The sequence below is a fragment of the Lentzea flaviverrucosa genome, from assembly GCF_003350445.1.
In the GTDB taxonomy this organism is placed as follows: domain Bacteria; phylum Actinomycetota; class Actinomycetes; order Mycobacteriales; family Pseudonocardiaceae; genus Lentzea; species Lentzea californiensis.
This window is the reverse complement of the sequence record NZ_QQAU01000018.1, coordinates 95,707-116,492: the sequence shown is the minus strand read 5'-3', so window position 1 is coordinate 116,492 and position 20,786 is coordinate 95,707. Positions and strand designations below refer to the sequence as shown.

Sequence of the window (20,786 nt, the reverse complement as noted above, 5' to 3'; positions counted from 1 at the left end):
TCGGGTACACCTCCTCCGTCACGTGAAACTTACTGCCCAGGTTGCCGACACATCAGATGGACGCGCGACATACTCTGCATCCTGTGACTTCCCAGGTGCAGCTAGACGCCGGCGTGGTCACTCGTTGTCGGCGGCGGGTGCACCTCGAAAACGATCCGGAAATGCGCGACGCCCCCAAGGCGGCGCCGGATCCGGCTTCGGAACAACGGAAAGCGGACGCGGCGAGCCATCGTCGCGCGGTGGCGGACGCGCTCGGCCGGATCGTCGGCTCGAACCTCTTCGAGGTGCCGAGCGGACCGGACGTGCGCAGCGCGGACCGCGAACGCGTGACGCTCGCCGCCATGGAGATGGGCGCGCAGTACATCTGGGGCGCCGCGCTGCCCCGTGATCCACGCGGCGGCCGTCGAGGCGGAATCGACCTGCTGGTCAAGGACTCCACCGGTTACGTGCCGGTGCTGGTGGTCCGGCACAAGATCACCGATCCGGGCCAGGGCGCCCGCACGAGCCCGCTGACGATGCCGTTGCCCGACGGCAGCCGCACGGACCCGCACCGCAAGGTTCGCCCCCAGCCCCGCGACCAGCTGCGACTGGCCCACGCGCAACGGCAGTTGCAGGCCGCCGGCTACGCGCGCAACGGGCGCGCCACCGGCGGCGTGATCGGCATGGACGCGGACGTCGTGCTGTGGCACGACCTCGAGGCCCCGACGTGGCCCGGCGGCCGCAACGCGCTGGCCGAGTACGACGCCCGGTTCAGCGACCGGCTGTCCGTGGCGCTGGCGGCCGCGAACGAGAAGGACCCGCTGGCCCGCCCCTCGCGCATCGTCGACTGCAAGACGTGCCCGTGGTGGCCGACCTGCGACCGGGACCTGAAGCAGGGCAGGGACGTCAGCCTCGTCGTGCGCGGTGAGGACGCGGTGGCGTTGCGCAAGATCGGCCTGTCCACTGTGGACAAGCTGGCTGAGCTCGACCCGCTGGCCGAAGGCCCGGTCCAGCTCGTCGGCATGCCGTTCGGCGACGCCGTGGTGCTGGCGCGGGCGTGGCTGCGCGACCTGACGCTGGTGCGCCGCGTGCCCGAGATGAACGTGCCGCGCGCGGACGTCGAGGTCGACGTCGACATGGAGAGCTTCGGCGATCTCGGCGCGTACATGTGGGGCTGCCTGCTGTCCGGAAAGGACATCGACGAGGAGCAGGGCTACCACGCGTTCGTGACGTGGGACGCGCTGCCGTGCGACGACGAGGCGCGGTCGTTCGCCGAGTTCTGGACCTGGCTGACCGGCATCCGGTTGCGGGCCAAGGCACGCGGGCTGTCGTTCCGCGCCTACTGCTACAACGAGCTGGCGGAGAACCGCTGGCTGCTGGCGTCGGCGGAACGGTTCGCGGGCAAGCCGGGGATCCCGAAGGTCGCGCAGATCAAGGAGTTCATCAACTCGGACTCGTGGGTGGACCTGTTCGGGATCGTCCGCGAGCAGTTCCTGTGCGCGCACGGCAAGGGCCTGAAGGTCATCGCGCCCGCCGCCGGGTTCTCGTGGCGTGATCCCGAGGCCGGTGGCGAGAACTCCATGCGCTGGTACCGGTCCGCGGTCGGGATGAACGGCGACGAGCTCGACGTCGACCAGCGGCAGCGGTTGCTCTGGTACAACGAGGACGACGTCCGGGCCACCCACCGCCTGCGCGAGTGGATGACCTCGGACGCGATGACCCGTCTGCCGTTCGCAGGAGACCTCTAGCGAGGCGCCATGCGCAGGGCGCCGTCCATGCGGATGACCTCTGCGTTCAGGTAGTCGTGCTCGATGATCGAGAGCGCGAGCTGCGCGTACTCCGACGGCTGGGCCAGGCGCTTCGGGAACGGGATGCCGGCGGCGAGGCCCGCGCGGAACTCGTCCGAGACCGTGGCGAGCATCGGGGTGTCGACGATGCCAGGCGCGATGGTCAGCACGCGGATGCCGACGTTGCTCAGGTCGCGGGCGGCCGGGAGGGTCATGCCGACGACGCCGCCCTTGGACGAGGCGTAGGCGACCTGGCCGATCTGGCCGTCGAACGCGGCGATCGACGCGGTGTTGATGATGACGCCGCGCGCGCCGTGCTCGAGCTCCTCGGTCTTGCCCATGGCCGCGGCGGCCAGGCGCAGGACGTTGAACGTGCCGATCAGGTTGACCTCGATGATCTTGCGGTAGAGGTCGAGGTCGTGCGGGCCCGACTTGCCGACGGTGCGGGACGACGGGCCGATGCCCGCGCAGTTCACCGTGATGCGCAGCGGGGCGCCGGAGCCGGCTGCGGTGTCGACGGCGGCCTGGACCTCTTCGCCCGAGGTCACGTCGGCGGCCAGGTAGGTGACGTTCTCGATCACGTCGGCGTTCGCGATGGCGCTGGGCAGGTCGAGCGCGAACACCTGCGCTCCACGCGCCGCCAGCGCACGTGCCGTCGCGCCGCCGAGGCCGGACGCGCCACCGGTGACGATGGCCGCGGTACCCGAGATCTCCATGCCTTCATCCTCCTCGAAGCGAACTGCTCGCGAGGAGGTTAACGCTCGTTACCTGGAACTCAACGGTCGGTCCAGTGGAGCAGGGCCACCAACGGCACCGCGGCCACGAGCGCGAGGCCGATGAAGATCGTCGCGATTCCCAGAATTCCCATGTGTAGAACTGTGCCGTTCGACGGTGTTCGAAACATCGTCCGCGTCGGTAGACCTCTGGTAGGAGATCTGTCACGGTCCGCTACGACCAAAGTCGTACCGGCATCAGGGTCTACTCCGTTCGGTCCTGGGGTGTAGGTCACTTGGAGTCACTCAATATAGTTAGCCTCGCGTACCTTTGTGATGTGTTCACCACGCGCCCCGAACTCGTCGGCACCTTCGGCATGGTCGCTTCGACCCACTGGCTGGCCTCCGCGTCGGCCATGGCGGTGCTGGAGGACGGCGGCAACGCCTTCGACGCCGCCGTGACCGCGGGATTCGTCCTGCAGGTCGTGGAACCGCACCTCAACGGCCCCGGCGGGGAGGTGCCGATCATCTTCTCCGCCGCCGGTGCGGCTCCGCAGGTGCTCTGCGGGCAGGGCGTGGCGCCCGCCGGAGCGTCGATCGAGCACTACACCGATCTGGGTCTGTCGCTGATCCCCGGCAGTGGACTGCTGGCCGCGACGGTGCCGGGCGCGTGGGACGGATGGCTCACGCTTCTGCGCGACCACGGCACCAAGACTCTGCGTGAGGTGCTGGACCGCGCGATCGGCTACGCCCGCGACGGCTTCCCGCTCGTCGAACGTGCCGCCTACACGATCGGCATGGTCTCGGACCTCTTCCGCGACCACTGGCCGACGTCCGCCGCGCAGTGGATGCCCGACGGCGTCCTGCCGGCTCCCGGCGGCCGGTTCCGCAACCCCAAGCTCGCCGACACCTGGGAGTGGCTGCTGGCCGCCGCCGAGGCCGCGGGTGCCGATCGTGAGGCGCAGATCGAGGCCGCGCGCCGGGCGTGGTCGCAGGGGTTCGTCGCCGCGCAGATCGACGAGTTCTGCCGTTCGGAGTTCCGCGACGACTCAGGACGTGACCACGCGGGTCTGCTGACCGGTGCCGACATGGCGTCGTGGGAGGCGTCCTACGAGGACGCGCTCGTCGCGGACTTCGGCGAGTGGTCGCTGGTGAAGGCCGGCGCGTGGACGCAGGGACCCGTGCTGGCGCAGCAGCTCCGGTTGCTGGAGGGCCAAGACCTGTCCTATGTGGACGGCAAGCCCACCGCGGAGACCGTGCACCTCGCCGTCGAGGCGGCGAAGCTGGCGTTCGCCGACCGCGAGGCCTGGTATGGCGACGTTCCGGACGTGCCGCTGGAGACCCTGCTGTCGCGTTCGTACGCCTCGGAACGCCGTGCGCTGATCGGCGACACCGCGTCCTACGACCTTCGCCCCGGCTCACCCGACGGCCGCGAACCGTTGCTGCCGAAGCACATCATCAGCGGTCCGTCGGCGCTGGTCTCCGACCCGACCGGCGCGATCGGCGAACCGACCGTGGAACGCTCCGGCGTGACGCGCGGCGACACCGTGCACGTGGACGTCGTGGACCGCTGGGGCAACATGGTCTCCGCGACCCCGTCCGGCGGCTGGCTGCAGTCGTCGCCGACGATCCCGTCGCTCGGCTTCTGCCTGGGCAGCCGCGCCCAGATGTTCTGGCTGGACAAGGGTCTGCCGAACTCGCTGGCCCCCGGCAAGCGCCCGCGGATCACCCTGTCGCCGTCGATGGCGCTGCGCGACGGCCGTCCGGCACTGGCGTTCGGCACTCCCGGCGGCGACCAGCAGGACCAGTGGCAGCTCGGCTTCTGGCTGGCGCACCAGGCGGGCCTGAACCTGCAGGAGGCGATCGACTCGCCGATGTGGCACTCGAACGCGTTCCCGAGCTCGTTCTACCCGCGAGCCTGGACACCGGGCGAACTCGTCATCGAGTCCCGCGTAGGCGCCGACGTCCTGGACGAACTGCGGCAACGCGGCCACCAGGTGGTGGACGCCGGCGAGTGGACGCTGGGCCGCATGTCCGCCGTGGCAAGGGATGCCGCGGACGGACTCCTGCGCGCCGGCGCGAATCCCCGCGGCGCGCAGGGCTACGCGGCAGGCCGGTAGCGCCAGCCACCGATGACCTCGGTGCCGTCGTGGACCATCGATCTTCCTGATGCCCAAGGCGTTCCGCTGCGGGAAAGAGGAACGGCGCCCGATTCGAGGGGGAGGGAATCGGGCGCCGCCCCGGCCAGGAAGGTCTGGTCAGATCAGATGTCGAGGGCCGCGGCACCCGTCGGCACGCCGGTCGGCTCGCTCAGACCGAGCAGCGTGGAGGCCGGCAGACCGGTGGCACCGGCGTCGACGTTCTCGACCAGCGCGGCGGCGTTGAGTTCCTGCGCGTTGATGGCCTGGATCTTGCCGGCCGCGTCGGCGGTGTCCACGGACGCGAGGTCGCCGACGGTGGCGATGTCGCCCAGCTGACCACCGAGGTCGGGCGTGGTGTGAACGGCGGCGGACCCGGTGTCCGCGTTGGCGATACCACCCAGGCCGAGCATGACGGTAGCGCTGCCGAGGGCAACAGCGGCCCCCGCGACGGTCTTCCTGAGGTTCATAGGCGCGAACGTGTCGTGTCCGGACCCTCTACATCAAGCTGTGTAACTCAGGCGAGGGAAGTTCTTCATCCTTTAGGGGGCGTCAACGCACAATTGCCGTGCCAACCCGATCCGGGCCGCCGCACACATCGAGTTGCTACCGAACGTCATGATTCTGGTCGTATTGGACACAGCAGGTCCGTCGACCGGCAGGACGGGGTTCGTCATCGCCGCGCCCCGTCGGGCAGCGTTCATCAGCGCCGTAAAGCGCGGCGACCTCGAAAAAGAGCTGACGGACCGGCTAGGCGATGGCCCCCGGCGGCAGCTTCAGCTTGAACGGCAGCGTCGTCACGACGGCCAAGTCCGAGGCCGTCGCCTTCATCAGCGTGGGGGCGTTGCGCGCGCCGGGTTCAGGCAGGTCGAGCAGCCTGTCCACAGCCTCGATCAACGGGCCCTCGTAGATCCACACGGCCTGTGCCGGGCGAGCCGAGTCGCGGACCGCGGGGAGTCGTCCCGCGCGCGCCTCTGTCTCCGACCAGAACAGGATCGAGTCGATGAAGCCTCTGCGCTGCTTGAACGCCATGATGCGGTCGAGCTGCCCGGCGTCGTCCCTCAGGTGGAGGAACTGAAAGCCACTCTCGCGCAGCTCGATGACCTTGTTCAGTGCGTGGTCCATGGCGCACCTACCCCTGTGAGGTCCCCTTCGGGTGACTGATCAGTCATACGACCCGAAAGGATCGTACGGTAAGTCAACGTTCCGCCGTAAGACGTACTCCGAACGAGTATCTCAATTGGCAGACGTTTGTGGCGCAGGGTAATCGTTGGCCTTCTTGGTAGAGGAAACGGCCAGGAGGACCGCTACGGTTCGCACCAAGAACGCCAAACCGCCCAATGTGACTAATGTCACGGTGATCAACATGTGTCGCCTCCGGGTGGTGACTTACACATGTAGACGTGTAGCACTCGCCAGGGGTTGCAAGCGGGACCGACTCACTGCACCGGCCGATTCGTCGGCAGCCGGTCTCTTCGCTGGCCGTTCTGCTCCTGCTTCGCGAGCAGCGACGCCACTGAAATGGCCTGGGTCGCGCTGTCCTCCAGCCGGCGTCTGCGCCGGCTGTCGTCCGGGTCCTCCGACGGGTACGCGGGCACGCGCGGAAGCAGCGCCGTCTCCTCCTCGAGCGAAGGCGAAGGCTCGGCTCGCTCGCGCAACCGTGGAATCTCCACTGTGACCTCAGCGGTGACGACCTGGGGAGACGACGGGGTTTCAGCAGGGCGGGAGCGGCGGGACAGCTTGCGTGCGAGGACGTGGCTCGGCTTCTCGACCAGGCGGTAGCTCACCTCCACGACGAGGAACAGCCCGGCGACCGCCAGTGGCATCGCGAGCCACAGGGGCAGGGCCGGGCGCATGAGGCTCAGCAGGCCGAAGGCGACCAGACCGTGCAGGAGGTAGATCGAGTAGCTGCGCTCGGACAGCGCCGTCCAGATCTTCCGCTCGCGCAGCCTGGGCTCGGCGAACAGGCCGACGAAGAAGCACAGGACGGCCACCATCAGCGCGAGGTTGTACGAGGAGTCCAGGCGACCGAGTTTCAGATGTTCGCCGAGCACGTACAACGACCACGCGAGGCTGAAGAAGACGCCGCCCGCCCACAGCGGGATGCGTTTCGTGGTGGTGGCCCAGATGATCTGCCCGAGGATCGGTATCGGCAGGTAGGAGACGTTCACCGCGAACAGTGCCCACGACGGTCCCAGCTCGCGCCGGGACATCAGCACGACGAACACGAACACCAGCATGATCGCGATCGCCAGCCAGACCTGGCGACGCAGAACCGGCAGCAGGAGCACCAGGAGGATGTAGAAGATGACCTCTACGACGAGGGTCCAGGCCACGCCGACGAGGACGACCTGGGGAACGATCAGGTAGTTGATCACCAGGGAGTTGGTGACGATCGTCCACAGGGTGATGTCGTGGTTCCTGCCGACGACGACGGCGTGCGCGTCGGCGCCCAGCGTCATCACCAGCGCGGTCAGCAACACGACGAAGATCATCGGGATGTACACGCGGACCGCGCGGTTCGCGGCGAAACGCCCTTGCCCCTGCTTCATCGCTATCGGTGTCACGACGAAGCCGCTGACCAGGAAGAAGAACGGCACGGCGATCTGCCCGATGCCCTGCAGGCCCATGTGCATCGGGTCACTCGTCAACGCGTCGACGAAGGTGAAGACCGGTGAGTCGTCGCCCTCGACCTTGGCCACCCACTGCTCGGACAGGTGGCTGTAGACGACGAGGAGCGCCGCCACTGCGCGGCCGATGTCGACGAACGCGACTCTGGTCTTCTGAGCCTGGTCGGCGGCGGTGCGTTGCACACTCCGGGTAACGAGTGACATACCAGGTGGATACGGTTCAGCTCAAGAGTTGGTCTTCCGCTTCTCCCACCGGCGTACGGCGTTGTTCGCGGGCATCTCCACGAACCGGTGCAGAACCTCGGTCACGAGCGCGGTCAGCGCGAGCCCCATCAGAGCCACGAGGTTCGGGTCGAGAACGTCCATCAGCGTGTCGAACAGCGGGTACATGCAGCTCAGGTGAACCAGGTAGATGGCGTAAGTGCGCTTGGACCACCCCCGGATGAACGCCGAACGGGTCACCGGCCCGGACGCGGACACCAGCACGATCGTCAGCAGCACGGCGACGAACAGCGTGCGGGGCACCGAGTCGCCCTGCGAGGTGTAGCCACCCACCTTGTCCGCCCACGTGAACAGCACGAAGTGCGTCGCGCCGATGGCGGTGCCGGCGATCGGGTTGACCTTCCCGGAGTGCACCAGCGAGATCAGCTGGCCGATGCACAGCACCGGGAGGTACGCGCCGAACTGCCCGATCTGGTGTGAGGTGTTGGTGGAGAAGCCGTCGGTGATCAACAACGTGATGAAGCACAGCGGCACGGCGGCCAGCGGCGGGATCCACGGCCTGCGGCGCAGCAGGGGGATGGTCACCGCCACGTAGGCGTAGAAGACCACCTGGATTGTGAGCGTCCACGTCACCGCGACCAGCGCGACGAACGGCTCCTGGAAGTAGTTCACCAGGAACATGCCGCTCACCATGTCGCCGAAGGTCAGGTCGTTCTCCTTGGCCGACGAGACCTGGAAGCCCAGGTTGATCAGCAGCCAGACCAGCGGAGTCACCACCCACAGCAGCGGCATGATCCGGATGACGCGGCGGCGCAGGAACTGCAACGGGCGCTCCCGGTCGGCCACGTGCGTCACGACGACGCCGCTGACCACCAGGAACAGGGCCACGCCCATGAAGGACAGCCGCGGATTCAGGTGCAGTGTGCCGACGACGTCCCGCTCGACCCAGTGCGCCAGCCAGAAGTCCTGGTCGCGCAGGGTGAACCAGGCGGTGAGGTGGGTCAGCACCACGCCGACCGACGCGATCACCCGCAACAGGTCGAGCCCGTGCATGTAGCCCTTGCCGCCCACCTGGGGCGTGGCCTGGACGTCCGGCTTGGTCAACGTATCGGTCATGACAGCCGCTCCAGGGCACGATGCACGCCCTCAGCGCACAGACCGGACGCCGCGAGGGCGACCGGAATCGCCAGCACCAGCGGCATCCAACCGCTCTGCAGCCCGAGCGTCGCATAGCCGACCACGAGGATCGAGAAGAACAACGGCAGCGCGCGGACCGCCAGCCAGCGCACCGGTGCGCGGCCGGCGATCGAGGCGCCGCGCGGCAGCGCGATGAGCATCAGCAACACCGCGTAGAACGCGCTCAGCGGATGCCACCAGTCGCTCAGTTCGGGGAACAGCCGGTCGTGCACGACGAGCAGCACGACGGCCGCGATCCCGAACCCGGTGCCGAACCGGGCGTTGAGCCTGCCCGTCCGGTACAGCCAGGCCAGTTGACCGATCAGCAGCAACGGCAGGTAGCCGGCGACGAGCCCGAGTGCGTGCAGGAACGGCGACGCGTCGGCTTCGTTCGCCCAGCCGCCCAGGAGGACCAGCGCACCGACGACCTCCAGCTGCACGATCACCGCGATCAGCGTGTGCTGCAGCAAGGGCCGGACCGCGAGCACCAGCAGCACGAACAGCAGGGTCGCCGTGACCGGGGCGTCCAGCGCGAACAGCGACGGCTGGCCGAACAGCCGGGGTACCAGCAGCAGGTTCGTGAGCACCGCCGCGAACGACAGCTCGGCGTCGGCCGGATCGGTCAGCGGAGTGGCTCCGAGGAGCACGAGCAGCATGCTGACCAGCACCGCGCCCACCGCCACCGGGACAGCCGTGCGACTCAGCAGCCGCACGAACTGACGCGCCGGCAGCCGGCACGCCGTCTCCGAGATGAGGTAACCGGCCACGAGCAGCAGCAGCGCGACGCCGAGGAACCCGAAGTCCTCACCGATCCCGGTCGGCTGGTTCACCCAGCTGCGGATCGTGACCAGCAGGCCGGGCGACTGGCCGAAGCGGCTGGTCCAGAGCCCGAACAGGTAGCTGTAGCCGACGAGGACTACCCCCGCCGCCGCGAGCACGGTCAGGCCGGGCACGCGCTTGGTCCGCACCACCTGGTCAACCATCGGCCGGCAGCACTTCCAGTTGCCTGGCCAGCAGGGCGGTGAACCGCTGCCGCACGTCGTCCGCGCTGTTGGCGTGCAACTCCAGTCGCACGACCAGGTCGCGGTGCACGTAATGCACGCGCGCAACGGCCTTGCGCTGCTCTTGGGTGCCCTGGAGCGGGAAGACCTCGGTCTGGCGCTGCACCGACGTCGGCTCGGGATAGCGCCTCTCGAACCCGGCTTCGAACTGGTATGCGTCGAGGGCGTCGGCCGCGGCCAGCGCCGCGTCCCTGTCACGCAGCTGCACGACGGCGACGATCACCTTGCCCTCGGGCCGGCGTGAGGCGACGGCCACACGCGCCGCACCGGCATCGCCCGACTCGTAGGCCTCGATCTCGGCCGGGCCCAGGAACTGCATGTTTTTCACCTCGGGCCAGCTGCGCACGTAGGCGTAGCTCTCCAGCCCGGACTCGAAGTCGGCGACGGCGAGCGGATCGGCGGCCGCACGGCCTTCCTCACCGGTCGGTTCCAGATTGCGCGCGTTCATCGGCAGCGGCTGTCCTCCCCAGATCAGCCACCCTCCGAACATGACGCCCGCCAGCGCGACCACCACCGCGACCGCACTCAGCAGCCCGGCGGGCCGGACGTTGCGACGACCGTCCTCCACGCGGCCAACCCTTTCCCCCAGATGAACGAACCAGAAAACGACGAACGGACGGCGACCGCAGTCGCCGCCCGTCGATTGTCGCAGGAGGTCAGGCCAAATTTCCCAGCTTTACGCAGGTGAGCTGGGTCGCAGCCACAACGTCGTGAATCCGGAGGCCGATCTGTGGGCCTCGTCGATCAGTTCCGCGTCCGAGTACTCACTTCCGGTGGTGCCGTTCTCACGCACCGGTGACGGCTCGTAGCCGAGCTTGCGGTAACCCGCGAGCACCTGCGCCGGATCGTCACCCAGCTCCTCGATCGTCCGGGGGTCGAACTCGCACACGACGTGCGGCCGGTCCCTCTCCAGCACCGCGGTGAGTCCGTTGAGGGCCCGGTGGTCACGACCCTGGAGGTCGATCTTCACCAGCGAGATCCGGGCTGCTGTCACCTCGTCGCGGCCGTCGAGCCGGACCGCGGGGATCACCACGCCGCCCACCGCCTCGTCGGAGGCGTCGTGCGCCCGGTAGTCGCCGCTGTTGTCCTGCTCCTCCTGCACCAGGCGGATCTCGGTGTCCGAGTCCCAGGCCGCCATCGCCAGAACGGTGACCGGAGCCCGGTCGCCGATGTTCACGGCGATGTTGCGGCGCAGGTACTCGGCGTTGACCGGGCTCGCCTCCACGGCGACCGCACCGGCCATGCCCGACGTGCGCTGCAACAAGCGCAGCGTGTGGTAGCCGACGTGCGCACCGATGTCGAGGAACGTGCCGTCGCCCACCAGTTCGGCCATGAGATCTGCCTCGCCGACCTCCCACGAGCGGTGGTGCGCGAGCCACGGCAGCACGACGCCGTCCTTGGGCATGATCAACGTGCCCGCGTCGCACACGACCACGTCGGCGTCCGTCGGCACCGGCGCGTGCCGCAGCCGTTGCACCTGGTAGACCGCCTCGATGTCCTCGGCCAGGTGCGCGAATCGGGCCTCGTCGTCATCGAGCCGGTGGTCGCGCTCGGCGAACATCTCGAACGTCTTGCGGTCGCTCGCCTCGAGCCGTTCCCAGACCTTGTCGAGCCGCTCGTCCACGGCCGCGGCGAGAGACTCCGCCCGGCTGCTGGACAGATCGGCCACGGACCTGTCGATCCTGGTGACGTCCTGCCTGACCTCACGGTTCTGATCGGCGATCTCGGACACCTCGTGCTCGATGACCGTGAGCCGCTCGTTGTGCCGTTCGACCGCTTCCAGCCGGGTCATCATGGCGCTGAGCGTGTTCTCCACGCCGTCGACAACGGTGCCGAGCACCCTGCGCTGGTGCACGTCGTAGTGGTCGATCGAGCGCAGCACCGCGCGCCGCAGCACCGGCGCGAGCGGGATCCGGGACGCCGTTCCCGCCTCTGCCCGCCACAGCAACGCCTGCCGGGAGTCGCGCAACGGCTGCAACGGGTCGTCGGTCCGCTGCCCCGCAGGCGAGGCCTGCGAGCGCTTCCAGCTCTCATACGCGGCTTCGAGCTGCTCACGCACCCACGTGGCCGCCGCCTGCATGGACCTGCTGCGCAGCACGTGGACCCGTGCGGCCCGTCCGCGCCGTGCGGCCTCGTCCGGGTTGTCCGCGACCTCGCGCATCGCGGCAGCCGCCGCGTCGAGGTCGGGGTCCGCCCAGTGCGAGTCCTCCGGGTACGGGTAGTTGCCCTTGCCGACCGCGACGAGCTCGTAGGGCACCGGCCAGCCGGTCCGCTCGTCCAGGAACTCCGTGGTGCTGGAGTAGTCCGTCGAGATCACCGGCAACGCACGGGCCATCGCCTCGGCGACGGTCAGGCCGAAGCCCTCGCTGCGGTGCAACGAGACGTAAGCGGTGCTCGTCGCGTACAGCTCGTCGAGCTCTGCGACGCTCAGGTACCGCTCGACCAGTTCGATGCGCTCGTCCCCGGCGATCAGGACGCGCAGCCTCTCCGCGGTGTGCGGGTGCTTCGTGCCGTTGATCGCCTTCAGCACGAGACGAACGTCATCGCGCCCTTCGAACGCCCGCTGGAACGCCTCGACGACGCCCCACGGGTTCTTGCGCTCGCCGATGCTGGCGAAGTCGAACGCGAACAGGAACCGGGCCTGCCCGGTGACGGGACGCCGATCCGGTTCGCCGGGATCGCGCACCGGCACCGGGATCGTCCTGACCGGCACCGTCGCGTGCTTGGCCAGCGCGTCACGGCAGAAGTCGCTGACCGTCCAGACCTCGTCCAACTCGTGGAACGCCGCGTGCATGTGCTCGGGGAAGTCTTCGAGCTCCCACGCCCACAGCCCGATCCGATAGCGGTGGTGGCCGACCTGGGGACGATGCCGCAGCACCGCCCGCGTCTGGTCGGCGTTCACGCACAGCAGGCTGACCGGGAAGCGCGGCTCGCCGACCGTGTCCGGCTCGTCGAGGCCCTTGCGGTTCGTGACCAGCTCGTCCTCGACCACGGACACGACGGGCACACCGCTCGTGTCGATCGCGTCGTGCACGATCCTGGCCATCTCGCCGACACCGAGCTCGGCGGTCAGGTAGCCGACGACGTTGACGCCGAACGCGTCCTCGGGCTCGGTCAGCTCACGCGGCTCACCCGGCAACGCCCACGTGGGCAGCGCCTCCTCGCTGATGCCGCTGGTGCGACACCACGAACGGAAACCCTGCGCGTCCGCGCCGTGCGGGGCGGGGAAGGCGATCTGGAGGTCCGCACGGGATTCCCACACCGCGAGCGCGAGCCGGTTGAGCCCGCTGTCCTTCGGCGCGTTGTCCGGCAGTTCCGTCAGCCATTCCTTCAACGAGGCGTGGTGAACGGCGTCGAACGCGTGTGGCGGCGGATCCTGCTTCTTGCGCTCCGACTTCACCCACGCGTCGCGGAACAGCGTCCGCATCGCCGGGGTGATCTTGGTGCCGTCCGCCGCCTTCCCGAAGCCGTACGGGATCGACTCCAGCGTCTGCGCGTAGCCGTTCGCTTTGAGCTTCGCGCCGTAGGAGTCGCAGAGCTGCCGGACCACGGGGTGCTCGGACAGCAGCACCCGCGGGCGGAACGGCGCGTGGCTCGTCAGGATCCACGGACGTTCAGGCCGGTATCCGCTGTAGTGGAAGAACCGCAACGGTTCCCCGCCCGCGGTGAACCCGTCGGCCCCCTCGCGCACCGGGCGCTCGTGGACGTTCCAGTACGCGACGTTGAAGCCGGGGTCGCGCAGAACGGTGTTCGGGAACAACGCCGGCACCTGGTCGACCCAGCGCTGGTCGGTGAAGAGCTGCCTGTGCGGCGCGACGATGGCGTCGTGGCGCAGGCGTTCGGCCCAGAAGTCGAGGAACGCCTCCGAACCCGGACCGGTCGCGACGAAGCCCAGGTTGAAGATGCCGGACCCCATGATCGCCGCCTCGCTGGGCTCCTTGCCGTCACGGGGCAGCGGCTGCAGGAAGTGCGGCGTGAGCACGATGCTGTGCGCGATCGCCAGGCCCGCGAGCTCCGGCATCGGGGCGAAGACCTCGATGTCCGGATCGATGTACATGACGACGTCGCTGGTCTTGCGCAGCTCCCGCAGCAGGTACGGCTTGACGGCGGTGGCCAGCTCGGTGACCGAGTAGGCCGTGGCCATCCGGAAGTAGTCGTCCTCGTCGATCCCGGTCGCGCCGGGACCGACGATCTTCCAGTCGTGCTCCTGGACCTCGTGCCAGGGAGCGTCGATCACCTCGATCACGAAGTCGTGGCCGGGGTGGTGCCGCAGGTACGAGGAAGCGAGCACGCGGGCGGCGGGCAGGTAGTTCCCGGCCACCACCGTGCAGGCGGTGACCCGACGCTCGTCACCCATCAGCAGACAGTGCCTTCAGCTGCGCGTCCAGGGATTCCTTGAAGTTCTTCTGCGCGGCGTCGAGCGTCTTCGCCGACATGTCGAGACGGATGATCAGGTCCTTGCTGGTGTAGTGACCACGCACGCGGGAGTTCTCCGGAGCCTTCGCGTCCAGGTTGCCGACGAGCACGCCGTTCGGCATGCCGGTGGCCTCCGTCATCCCGTTGTTGATCTGGATGTCGTGCAGTTCCTTGGCGGCGATCTTCGCGGCGGCCGCGTCCTTGCCCTGGACGATGAGCAGGATTCCCTTGGAACCGTCCTCGGTCGTGAACTGGACGAGCTTCGTCTTGCTCGCACCCGCGGCGTTGTAGGACAGGATTTCGCTGTCCAGCAGGTACTTCAGCGTCGGAACCGGCGTGAAGTCCTTGACCTGCTTGTTCTCCGCGACCTTGCCAGGCAGCTTTCCAGCCGGCAACGGGTCCGGCGGAGCACTCGGCGTGGTGCTGGTCGACGACGTGGCGGTCGTCTGCCCACCCGCGTTGGGGTCGCTGCCGCCACGGCCCCACAGCCAGTAGGCGCCGAATCCGAGGCCCGCGAGCAGGACCACGGCCAGCACGATGCCGATGATCTTGCCCTTGCCGCCGCCACCGTCGGAGTCGTCGAAGACCTCCGGGCCGTGGCTCCAGCCGGACGAGGGCTGGTTGATCGAGTCGAAGTTGCCGCCGACCCACGGCGGCGGCGCTGACTGCTGCTGCTGTTGCTGCTGACCCCAGCCACCGGGTCCGGGCGGCGCGACGGGCGTGACGAACTGCGTCCGCTCCGCGTCGCTCGAGCGGTTCTGCGTGTTCACCACCTGGGTGGCGTCCGGGTTGGGGTTCTGCTGCTGCTGAGGCGGCACCTGGTTGGGAACCACCTGCGTGGCGTCCGGGTTCGACGCGCTCGGCGGCTTCGCCTCCCACTTGAACGGGGCAGCGAATGGAGGCTGCTGAGGACTCTGTGCGGGTCCACCGCCGGCCGAACCGGAGAGGATCTCATCCCGGCGCCGCCGGTAGTCATCTGCCGAGATCCGACCAGAGGCGAGTTCTTGGTCGAGCTTCTGCAGCTCGTCTTGCCAGGTCACCCCTGGCACCCCCTTCCGCGCGAACATGAGACTCGGACATTGTGCCCGTGCCCTGTAATGCCTTCGTGCGGGCCTCTCAAGTCGTGACCTGGTTGTGGCGCTTTCCGGAGATAGATTGGTCACATGGTGTGGTTCGGACGAGGTAAACCGCAGGTCGTGCCCACTTCAGACGCCCTGCCAGGCCGTTTGGAGCCCCTGCCGGTGCCGGCCGCCCACGCGGTGTTCACCGACCGGCAGCTGCGGCCACCATTCCCGTCCGGCTGCCGGACCGCCACATTCGGGCTGGGCTGTTTCTGGGGTGCCGAACGCCTTTTCTGGCGAACACCAGGCGTGTGGACCACTGCTGTGGGCTATTCGGGCGGTACCACCCCGAACCCGACCTACGAAGAGGTCTGCTCGGGCCGCACCGGCCACGCCGAGGTCGTCCTGGTCGTCTTCGACCCTGCCTCGCTGCCGTTCCAGGAACTGCTGCGGGTGTTCTGGGAGGGCCACGACCCGACACAGGGGATGCGGCAGGGCGCCGACATCGGCACGCAGTACCGGTCGATGGTCCTGTACGCCGACGAAGGGCAGCGGATCACGGCCGAGGCTTCCGCGGCCGTGTACCAGCGGGCGTTGAACGAGGCGGGACGCGGGACGATCACCACGGAGCTGGCGCCGCTGGGGGAGTTCTACTACGCGGAGGACTACCACCAGCAGTACCTGTCCGACGCCAAGAACCCTTACGGGTACTGCGGGTTGGGTGGTACCGGTGTCTCGTGCCCGGTGGGTCTGAAGCTCGCGGAGCAGTGAGCGCTCAGCAGAAGATGAGACCGCACTGACGGGTGGTCGTGGTCGTCGTCGTGGTCGGCGGCCGCGGCCGGGTGGTCGTTGTGGTCGTCACGACCGGCGGTGCCTGAGTCGTCGTGGTGGTCGTGGTCGTGGTGGTCGTCGAAGTCGTCGTCTTGCTGGTGGAGCTCGAAGACGCTGCGGACGATGAGCTGGACACCACTGTCTGTGATGGAAGCTCGGATTCCGTGGGAAGCAGCGAGGGCGTGTTGATGAGCGAGACACGCGCCGGTTCGCCGCCTCCTGGAGCTGCCGGATCGCTCGCCACGAGCGACCCGACATACGTCCCCAGCACGCAAAACGCGGCGACGACCACGCCGACCAAAGCTCCGGTTGCGAGCCTGGCAGGCCCACTCATCGCCGCGAACACCCGGTCTGACTATCTCGTTCACTCGATTGGGTCAAGCAAACCGGTCTTTTTCTACTCGTTCACACCTTTGTCACTGTCACGCCCACTACGCCCTGTGACAGCGGTGCGATCGTTTTGAAGGCCTTGGGCGTCAGGTCGACGCAGCGGCCGGTGATGAACGGGCCTCGGTCGTTGATCCGCACGGTCACCGTTTTGCCGTTGGAGCGGTTCTTCACCTTCACGCGCGTGCCGAACGGCAGCGTCTTGTGCGCGGCCGTCAGTTTGTCGGGGTCGAAGCGTTCGCCGCTGGCGGTCGTGCCGCCGCCCGAGTAGTAGGAAGCCTTGCAGGTCTCCGCAGAAGCCACGGGCGAGAAGAGCACAGCGGTGGCGGCGAGAGAGGCCAGCGTGAGGCCGGCCGCCGCGAGGGTCTTTGCCATGGTGCAAGCAACTCACCCGCCGGCAAAGAGCCGCCTAACGCGCGCCTAACCGGGGAACTGCTCGGCCGCGGACACCAGCAGGTGCCAGTCGCCGTCCGGCAGGGTGCGCAGCCGATCGAGCAAAGCGGACATTCTGGACAGCAACGCTGGGTGATCGGCCCAGAACGAGTGATCTACTCTCAGTAGAGCGGCGAGCAGGTCACCGGGGTACAGGGCGACCGACCGCAGCGGGTCGCCCTCGACGTGTTCCAGCGCCAGCAGCGCGGTCACGTCCAGCCCGACCTGGTGCGTCACGAGCAGGTGCAACGACGTCGGTGTCAGCTGCCCGACGGGCAGATCGCGCAGCGCACACAGGTCCCGGTAGAGCTGGGTCGACGACGAGTCGGGCCTGCCCCAGTCGTCCTCGCTGAGGTTCGCCAGCGTTCTGTCCCGGTCCACGCACCCATAGTCCCCGCAAAGGCAGGCGCTAGCGGGCCGACCGAGGCAACGGTTCGGCATTGGGCGACTGCCACCCGACGCGGACGAGCACCTCGCCCTCGTGCAGCAACGGCTGCGACGCCAGGCCCCACACCGTTGACGCCAACAGCACGGCGCTGACCGCCTCGCCCATGCTCAACGAGTCGTGCCCGAGCATCCGCAACAGCACTCCGCTGCGCCGCGCCACCAGTTCCAGCTCGCAGTTCTCCGCGCGGGCCGCGTGCAGCAGCCACGTCAGCGCCGAGTCCGGCACCTCGTCGGCGAGGTAGGGCCGTGGATCGGTCCTGCGCAACGAGATCGCCGCCGCGGAGGCCACCTCGCAGGAGAACGGGTCCAGCTCCCAGCGCGGGTGCACCGACGCGACCTGGCCGTCCGGCTGCGGAGTGCGCAGCACGTGGCAGTCCCAGCCCATCGCCGACAACGCGACCCGTGTGTGGTGCAGGACCGCGCCACACGCGAGCAACGCCGTCTGGTCCGTGCGTGCCGTCACGAGCTCAAGGCACTCGTTGCCGTTACGCCATCGCCACGGCGGAACGATGCCGAACGACGGTGCCCTGGCGGCGAGTTTCAGCACTTCCTCGACGGTTCCCGCGTCGGGTGTGCGAACGCTGGTCCTCATCCGGACAGCGTCCCGGCGCCCGGCTGCGCGGAACCTGCGTCACGACTGCGCGGCCGCGACCACCAAAGGCACCGTCATCGCCGCACCGCGCGAGAAGTGCTCCTCGTACTCCTCGGGTCCCAACGCCTGCCGGCACAGCGCCACGCATTGGTGGTGCGACGCGGCGAAGTTCGCTGATCCGAAGAGCGGCAACCCGACTGACTGCCACACCCGGTCCGCCCCGCCCAGCAGCAACGCGGCGTGCGACGCGGACCCGGTGACCACCGAGATCAGCGCCAGCAGTTCTATGGACACCGCGATGCCCAGCAGGTCGTGGAACTTCTCCTTGATGCGCAACGACGACGTGGCCAGCTCGCGGGCCTCGACGACGTCGCCGCGTCCCATGGCCACGAAAGCCAGGACGTACAACGCGAACGCGCGCGCCCACAGCTCGCCGTTCTCCTCGCACACGACCCGTGCCTTGGTGCAGATCTCCGCCGCACGGTCGAGTTCGCCGCCGAACGCCGCGGTGATCGCCAGCGCCACCCGTGCCATGACCACGTTGCTGTCCATGTGCCCGAGTTCCGCGTGCCTGCGGTCGGCCTCGGCCAACAGACGAGCGCCCAGCGGCAGGTCGTCGTCGAACACCGCCGCCGCACCCTGCACGTAGGTCGCGTAGACGTCGGCGTCCTCGTCCTCCAGCAGCGCGGCCTCGGCGCGGCAGGCCTCCAGCAACGCCGGCACCGCAGAGGTGTTGCCCTGCAACGTCGCCAGGTACCCGGTGACCCACAACGCCTTGCAGCGCGCCCGCGACGGCTCGGTCTCCAGGGACAGCGCCCAGTCCAGCCAGTGCCGTCCCTCGGCGAACCGCCCGCAGCCCACCCAGTAGAACCACAGCGTCGCCGCCAGCCGCAGGCCCGAGTCGGCCTCGCCCGGCGTCGTCAGCGAGTGCTCCAGCGCCGCCCGCAGGTTGCCGCGCTCGGCGGTCATCGCCCCGACGGTCGCCGCCTGCCGCGGGGTGAACCAGGCCCGTTCCCCTTGCAGGGCAATGCCTGCATACCAGTCACGATGGCGCGTCTTCAGCCGTGGCTCCTCATCGGTGGCACGCAACCGTGTTTGCCCGAACTGGCGCATGGTCTCCAGCAACCGATAGCGCGCCACGCCCGCGTGTTCTTCGCGCTGCAGCACGGACTTGTCGACCAGCCCGTCGACCGCGTCGAACATGAAGTCCGCGGTCAGCGAGTCGTCCGAGCACACCGACTCCGCCGCGGCCAGGTCGAAACCGCCGGCGAACACCGACGCCCGCGCCCACAGCAGCTGCTCGCGCGGTGAGCAGAGGTCGAAGCTCCACTCGATCGTCGCGAACAGGGTCTGGTGCTGCGGCAACGCCGTCCGCCCGCCGTCGGTCAGCACCCGGAACCTGTCGTCGAGCCGTTCCAGCAGCTGCGCCGGGGTCAGCGCGCGCACCCGCAACGCCGCCATCTCGATCGCCAGCGGGATGCCGTCCAGCCGCCGGCACAGGTCGGTGACGGCCTGCTCGTTCGCCGCCGTGATGACGAACGAGCCGGGAATCGCCGCGTCAGCGCGTTGGGCGAACAACGTCGCCGCCGGATACGGTACGGACAGCGGTGCCACGGACATGACCTGCTCGCCGTAGACCCGTAGCGCGCGCCGGGACGTGGCGAGGACACGGAGGTTCGGCGCGACCCGCAGCAGCGTGTCCACCAGCACCGCGCAGTGGTCCACGACGTGCTCGCAGTTGTCCAGCACCAGCAACGCGTCCTTGCCGGCCAGGAACTCCGTGAGCACGCTCAGCTGCCCGCGCCCGGTCTGGTCGACCACGCCCAGTGCCTCGGCGACGGTGTGCGGCACGAGAGCCCTGTCGCGCAACGCCGCGAGCTCCACCAGCCACACGCCGTCCGGCGGGTGCTCGCCGCGCGCCACGTGCAGCGCGAGCCGCGTCTTGCCCACCCCGCCGACGCCGATCAGCGTGACCAGCCGGTGCTTCCTGATCAGGTCCGCGACGTGCGCGGTCTCCGGGCGGTCCACGAAGCTCGACCGGTCGGCGGGCAGGTTGCCGCGCACCACGACCGGCGTGCGTTCCGGCAGGTCGAGGCGAGGATCGGCGGTCAGCACCGCCTGTTCGAGGTCACGCAGCCGGGGACCGGGCTCGATGCCGAGCTCGTCGACCAGGACGCCGCGCGCCCGCTGGAACGCGGCCAGCGACTCGGCCTGCCGCCCGCACCGGTAGAGCGCGATCATCAGCTGCTCCCACAGCCGCTCGCGGAACGGGTGCCGCTCGACCAGCGCGTTGACCAGCGGCGCCACCGCGGCGTGCTCTCCGAGCGCGAGCGAGCACTCCATCAGCTCCTCGGTCGCGTCCATGCGCAGGTCGGTGAGCCGTGCGGACTCCTGCCGCGTCCACTCACCGGGACGGCAGTCCGCGAGCGGATCGCCCGTCCACAACGCGAGGGCTTCGCGCAGCATCTTCGCGGATGCCAACGGCTCATCGCTGTGCCGTGCCGCTGCGACGAGCGCCTCGAACCGTGCGACGTCGACGGTGTCCGCGGGCGCGTTCAGGACGTAACCCGGCTCGCGGGTGGTGATCAGCTCACCGAGCCCGGCGTCACGGATCTGGCCGCGCAGGCGTGCGAGCAGGCTGTGCAGCGTCTTCGTGGCGGACGCGGGCACCTCGTCCGACCAGAGCGCGTCCACGAGCGCACTCCTCGGCACCGTCTCTCCCGGGTTCAGCGCCAGCCTGGCCACGAGGGTTCTCTGTCCCGCACTGCTGAGCTGAACTGCTCCGTTCGGGCCGGTGAGTTCGAGCGGCCCGAGCAGGCGGATGATCACGTTTTTGGTCCTGTCGTCAGCCCCCGACAAAGGCCGGAACCGCGCAAAGATAGCGCAATGGAATTCGACCCGAGAATCAACGCCC

Annotated in this window: 16 protein-coding genes; 3 read left to right on the top strand and 13 right to left on the bottom strand. The window is 68.8% G+C overall.

The window, feature by feature from the left end; genetic code table 11:
* The first annotated feature begins 56 nt into the window (after window positions 1-56).
* Window positions 57-1,727, top strand: a complete 1,671-nt coding sequence (locus DFR72_RS39510) for a TM0106 family RecB-like putative nuclease (RefSeq protein WP_090072058.1) — start codon at window positions 57-59, stop codon at window positions 1,725-1,727.
* On the opposite strand, the gene DFR72_RS39505 is transcribed toward DFR72_RS39510, so the two are convergent.
* Entirely contained in the window at window positions 1,724-2,482 is a 759-nt protein-coding gene (locus DFR72_RS39505) for an SDR family NAD(P)-dependent oxidoreductase (RefSeq protein WP_090072060.1), read from the bottom strand. The two genes, DFR72_RS39510 and DFR72_RS39505, sit on opposite strands and share 4 nt — an antisense overlap.
* Before the next feature lie 335 nt (window positions 2,483-2,817).
* On the opposite strand from DFR72_RS39505, the gene DFR72_RS39500 reads away from it, so the two are divergent.
* Window positions 2,818-4,599 (top strand): gamma-glutamyltransferase family protein, encoded by a 1,782-nt coding sequence (locus DFR72_RS39500; RefSeq protein ID WP_090072062.1) that lies wholly within the window; start codon window positions 2,818-2,820, stop codon window positions 4,597-4,599.
* A gap of 143 nt (window positions 4,600-4,742) precedes the next feature.
* Here DFR72_RS39500 and DFR72_RS39495 read toward each other — a convergent pair whose 3' ends face one another.
* The 8 genes from DFR72_RS39495 to DFR72_RS39460 form a co-directional block, all read right to left on the bottom strand.
* A complete protein-coding gene (locus tag DFR72_RS39495) occupies window positions 4,743-5,087 on the bottom strand; it encodes a hypothetical protein (protein WP_090072064.1) in 345 nt (114 codons plus the stop codon).
* A 280-nt stretch (window positions 5,088-5,367) separates the two neighbouring features.
* Window positions 5,368-5,742, bottom strand: coding sequence for a hypothetical protein (locus DFR72_RS39490; protein WP_089907541.1), 375 nt, complete (start codon window positions 5,740-5,742; stop codon window positions 5,368-5,370).
* A gap of 314 nt (window positions 5,743-6,056) precedes the next feature.
* Complete coding sequence (locus DFR72_RS39485) at window positions 6,057-7,451, bottom strand: acyltransferase family protein (protein WP_090072066.1); 1,395 nt, start codon at window positions 7,449-7,451, stop codon at window positions 6,057-6,059.
* Between the two features lie 21 nt (window positions 7,452-7,472).
* Window positions 7,473-8,585, bottom strand: a complete 1,113-nt coding sequence (locus DFR72_RS39480) for an acyltransferase family protein (RefSeq protein ID WP_090072068.1) — start codon at window positions 8,583-8,585, stop codon at window positions 7,473-7,475.
* Window positions 8,582-9,628: a hypothetical protein gene (locus tag DFR72_RS39475; RefSeq protein WP_090072069.1), complete on the bottom strand. Its 1,047-nt coding sequence runs from the start codon at window positions 9,626-9,628 to the stop codon at window positions 8,582-8,584. The genes DFR72_RS39480 and DFR72_RS39475 overlap by 4 nt, the downstream gene beginning before the upstream one ends.
* Complete coding sequence (locus DFR72_RS39470; protein ID WP_090072070.1) at window positions 9,621-10,274, bottom strand: hypothetical protein; 654 nt, start codon at window positions 10,272-10,274, stop codon at window positions 9,621-9,623. Before DFR72_RS39470 ends, DFR72_RS39475 begins: the two co-directional genes overlap by 8 nt.
* A gap of 108 nt (window positions 10,275-10,382) precedes the next feature.
* Window positions 10,383-14,063 (bottom strand): FkbM family methyltransferase, encoded by a 3,681-nt coding sequence (locus tag DFR72_RS39465; protein WP_090072071.1) that lies wholly within the window; start codon window positions 14,061-14,063, stop codon window positions 10,383-10,385.
* The gene (locus DFR72_RS39460) at window positions 14,056-15,162 is read right to left on the bottom strand and encodes an SHOCT domain-containing protein (RefSeq protein WP_143086973.1); all 1,107 of its coding nucleotides are present in this window, start codon (window positions 15,160-15,162) and stop codon (window positions 14,056-14,058) included. Before DFR72_RS39460 ends, DFR72_RS39465 begins: the two co-directional genes overlap by 8 nt.
* Before the next feature lie 123 nt (window positions 15,163-15,285).
* On the opposite strand from DFR72_RS39460, the gene msrA reads away from it, so the two are divergent.
* Window positions 15,286-15,954, top strand: a complete 669-nt coding sequence (gene msrA / locus DFR72_RS39455) for a peptide-methionine (S)-S-oxide reductase MsrA (protein ID WP_090072073.1) — start codon at window positions 15,286-15,288, stop codon at window positions 15,952-15,954.
* 465 nt (window positions 15,955-16,419) lie between these two features.
* On the opposite strand, the gene DFR72_RS39450 is transcribed toward msrA, so the two are convergent.
* The 4 genes from DFR72_RS39450 to DFR72_RS39435 all read right to left on the bottom strand — a co-directional run bounded on the left by DFR72_RS39450 (window position 16,420) and on the right by DFR72_RS39435 (window position 20,701).
* The gene (locus tag DFR72_RS39450; protein WP_211335698.1) at window positions 16,420-16,704 is read right to left on the bottom strand and encodes a septal ring lytic transglycosylase RlpA family protein; all 285 of its coding nucleotides are present in this window, start codon (window positions 16,702-16,704) and stop codon (window positions 16,420-16,422) included.
* Window positions 16,705-16,821: 117 nt separating this feature from the next.
* Window positions 16,822-17,214, bottom strand: a complete 393-nt coding sequence (locus DFR72_RS39445) for a contact-dependent growth inhibition system immunity protein (RefSeq protein WP_090072075.1) — start codon at window positions 17,212-17,214, stop codon at window positions 16,822-16,824.
* Window positions 17,215-17,242: 28 nt separating this feature from the next.
* The gene (locus tag DFR72_RS39440; protein WP_090072076.1) at window positions 17,243-17,872 is read right to left on the bottom strand and encodes a hypothetical protein; all 630 of its coding nucleotides are present in this window, start codon (window positions 17,870-17,872) and stop codon (window positions 17,243-17,245) included.
* A 39-nt stretch (window positions 17,873-17,911) separates the two neighbouring features.
* Complete coding sequence (locus DFR72_RS39435; RefSeq protein WP_143086974.1) at window positions 17,912-20,701, bottom strand: AfsR/SARP family transcriptional regulator; 2,790 nt, start codon at window positions 20,699-20,701, stop codon at window positions 17,912-17,914.
* Window positions 20,702-20,786: the final 85 nt, after the last annotated feature.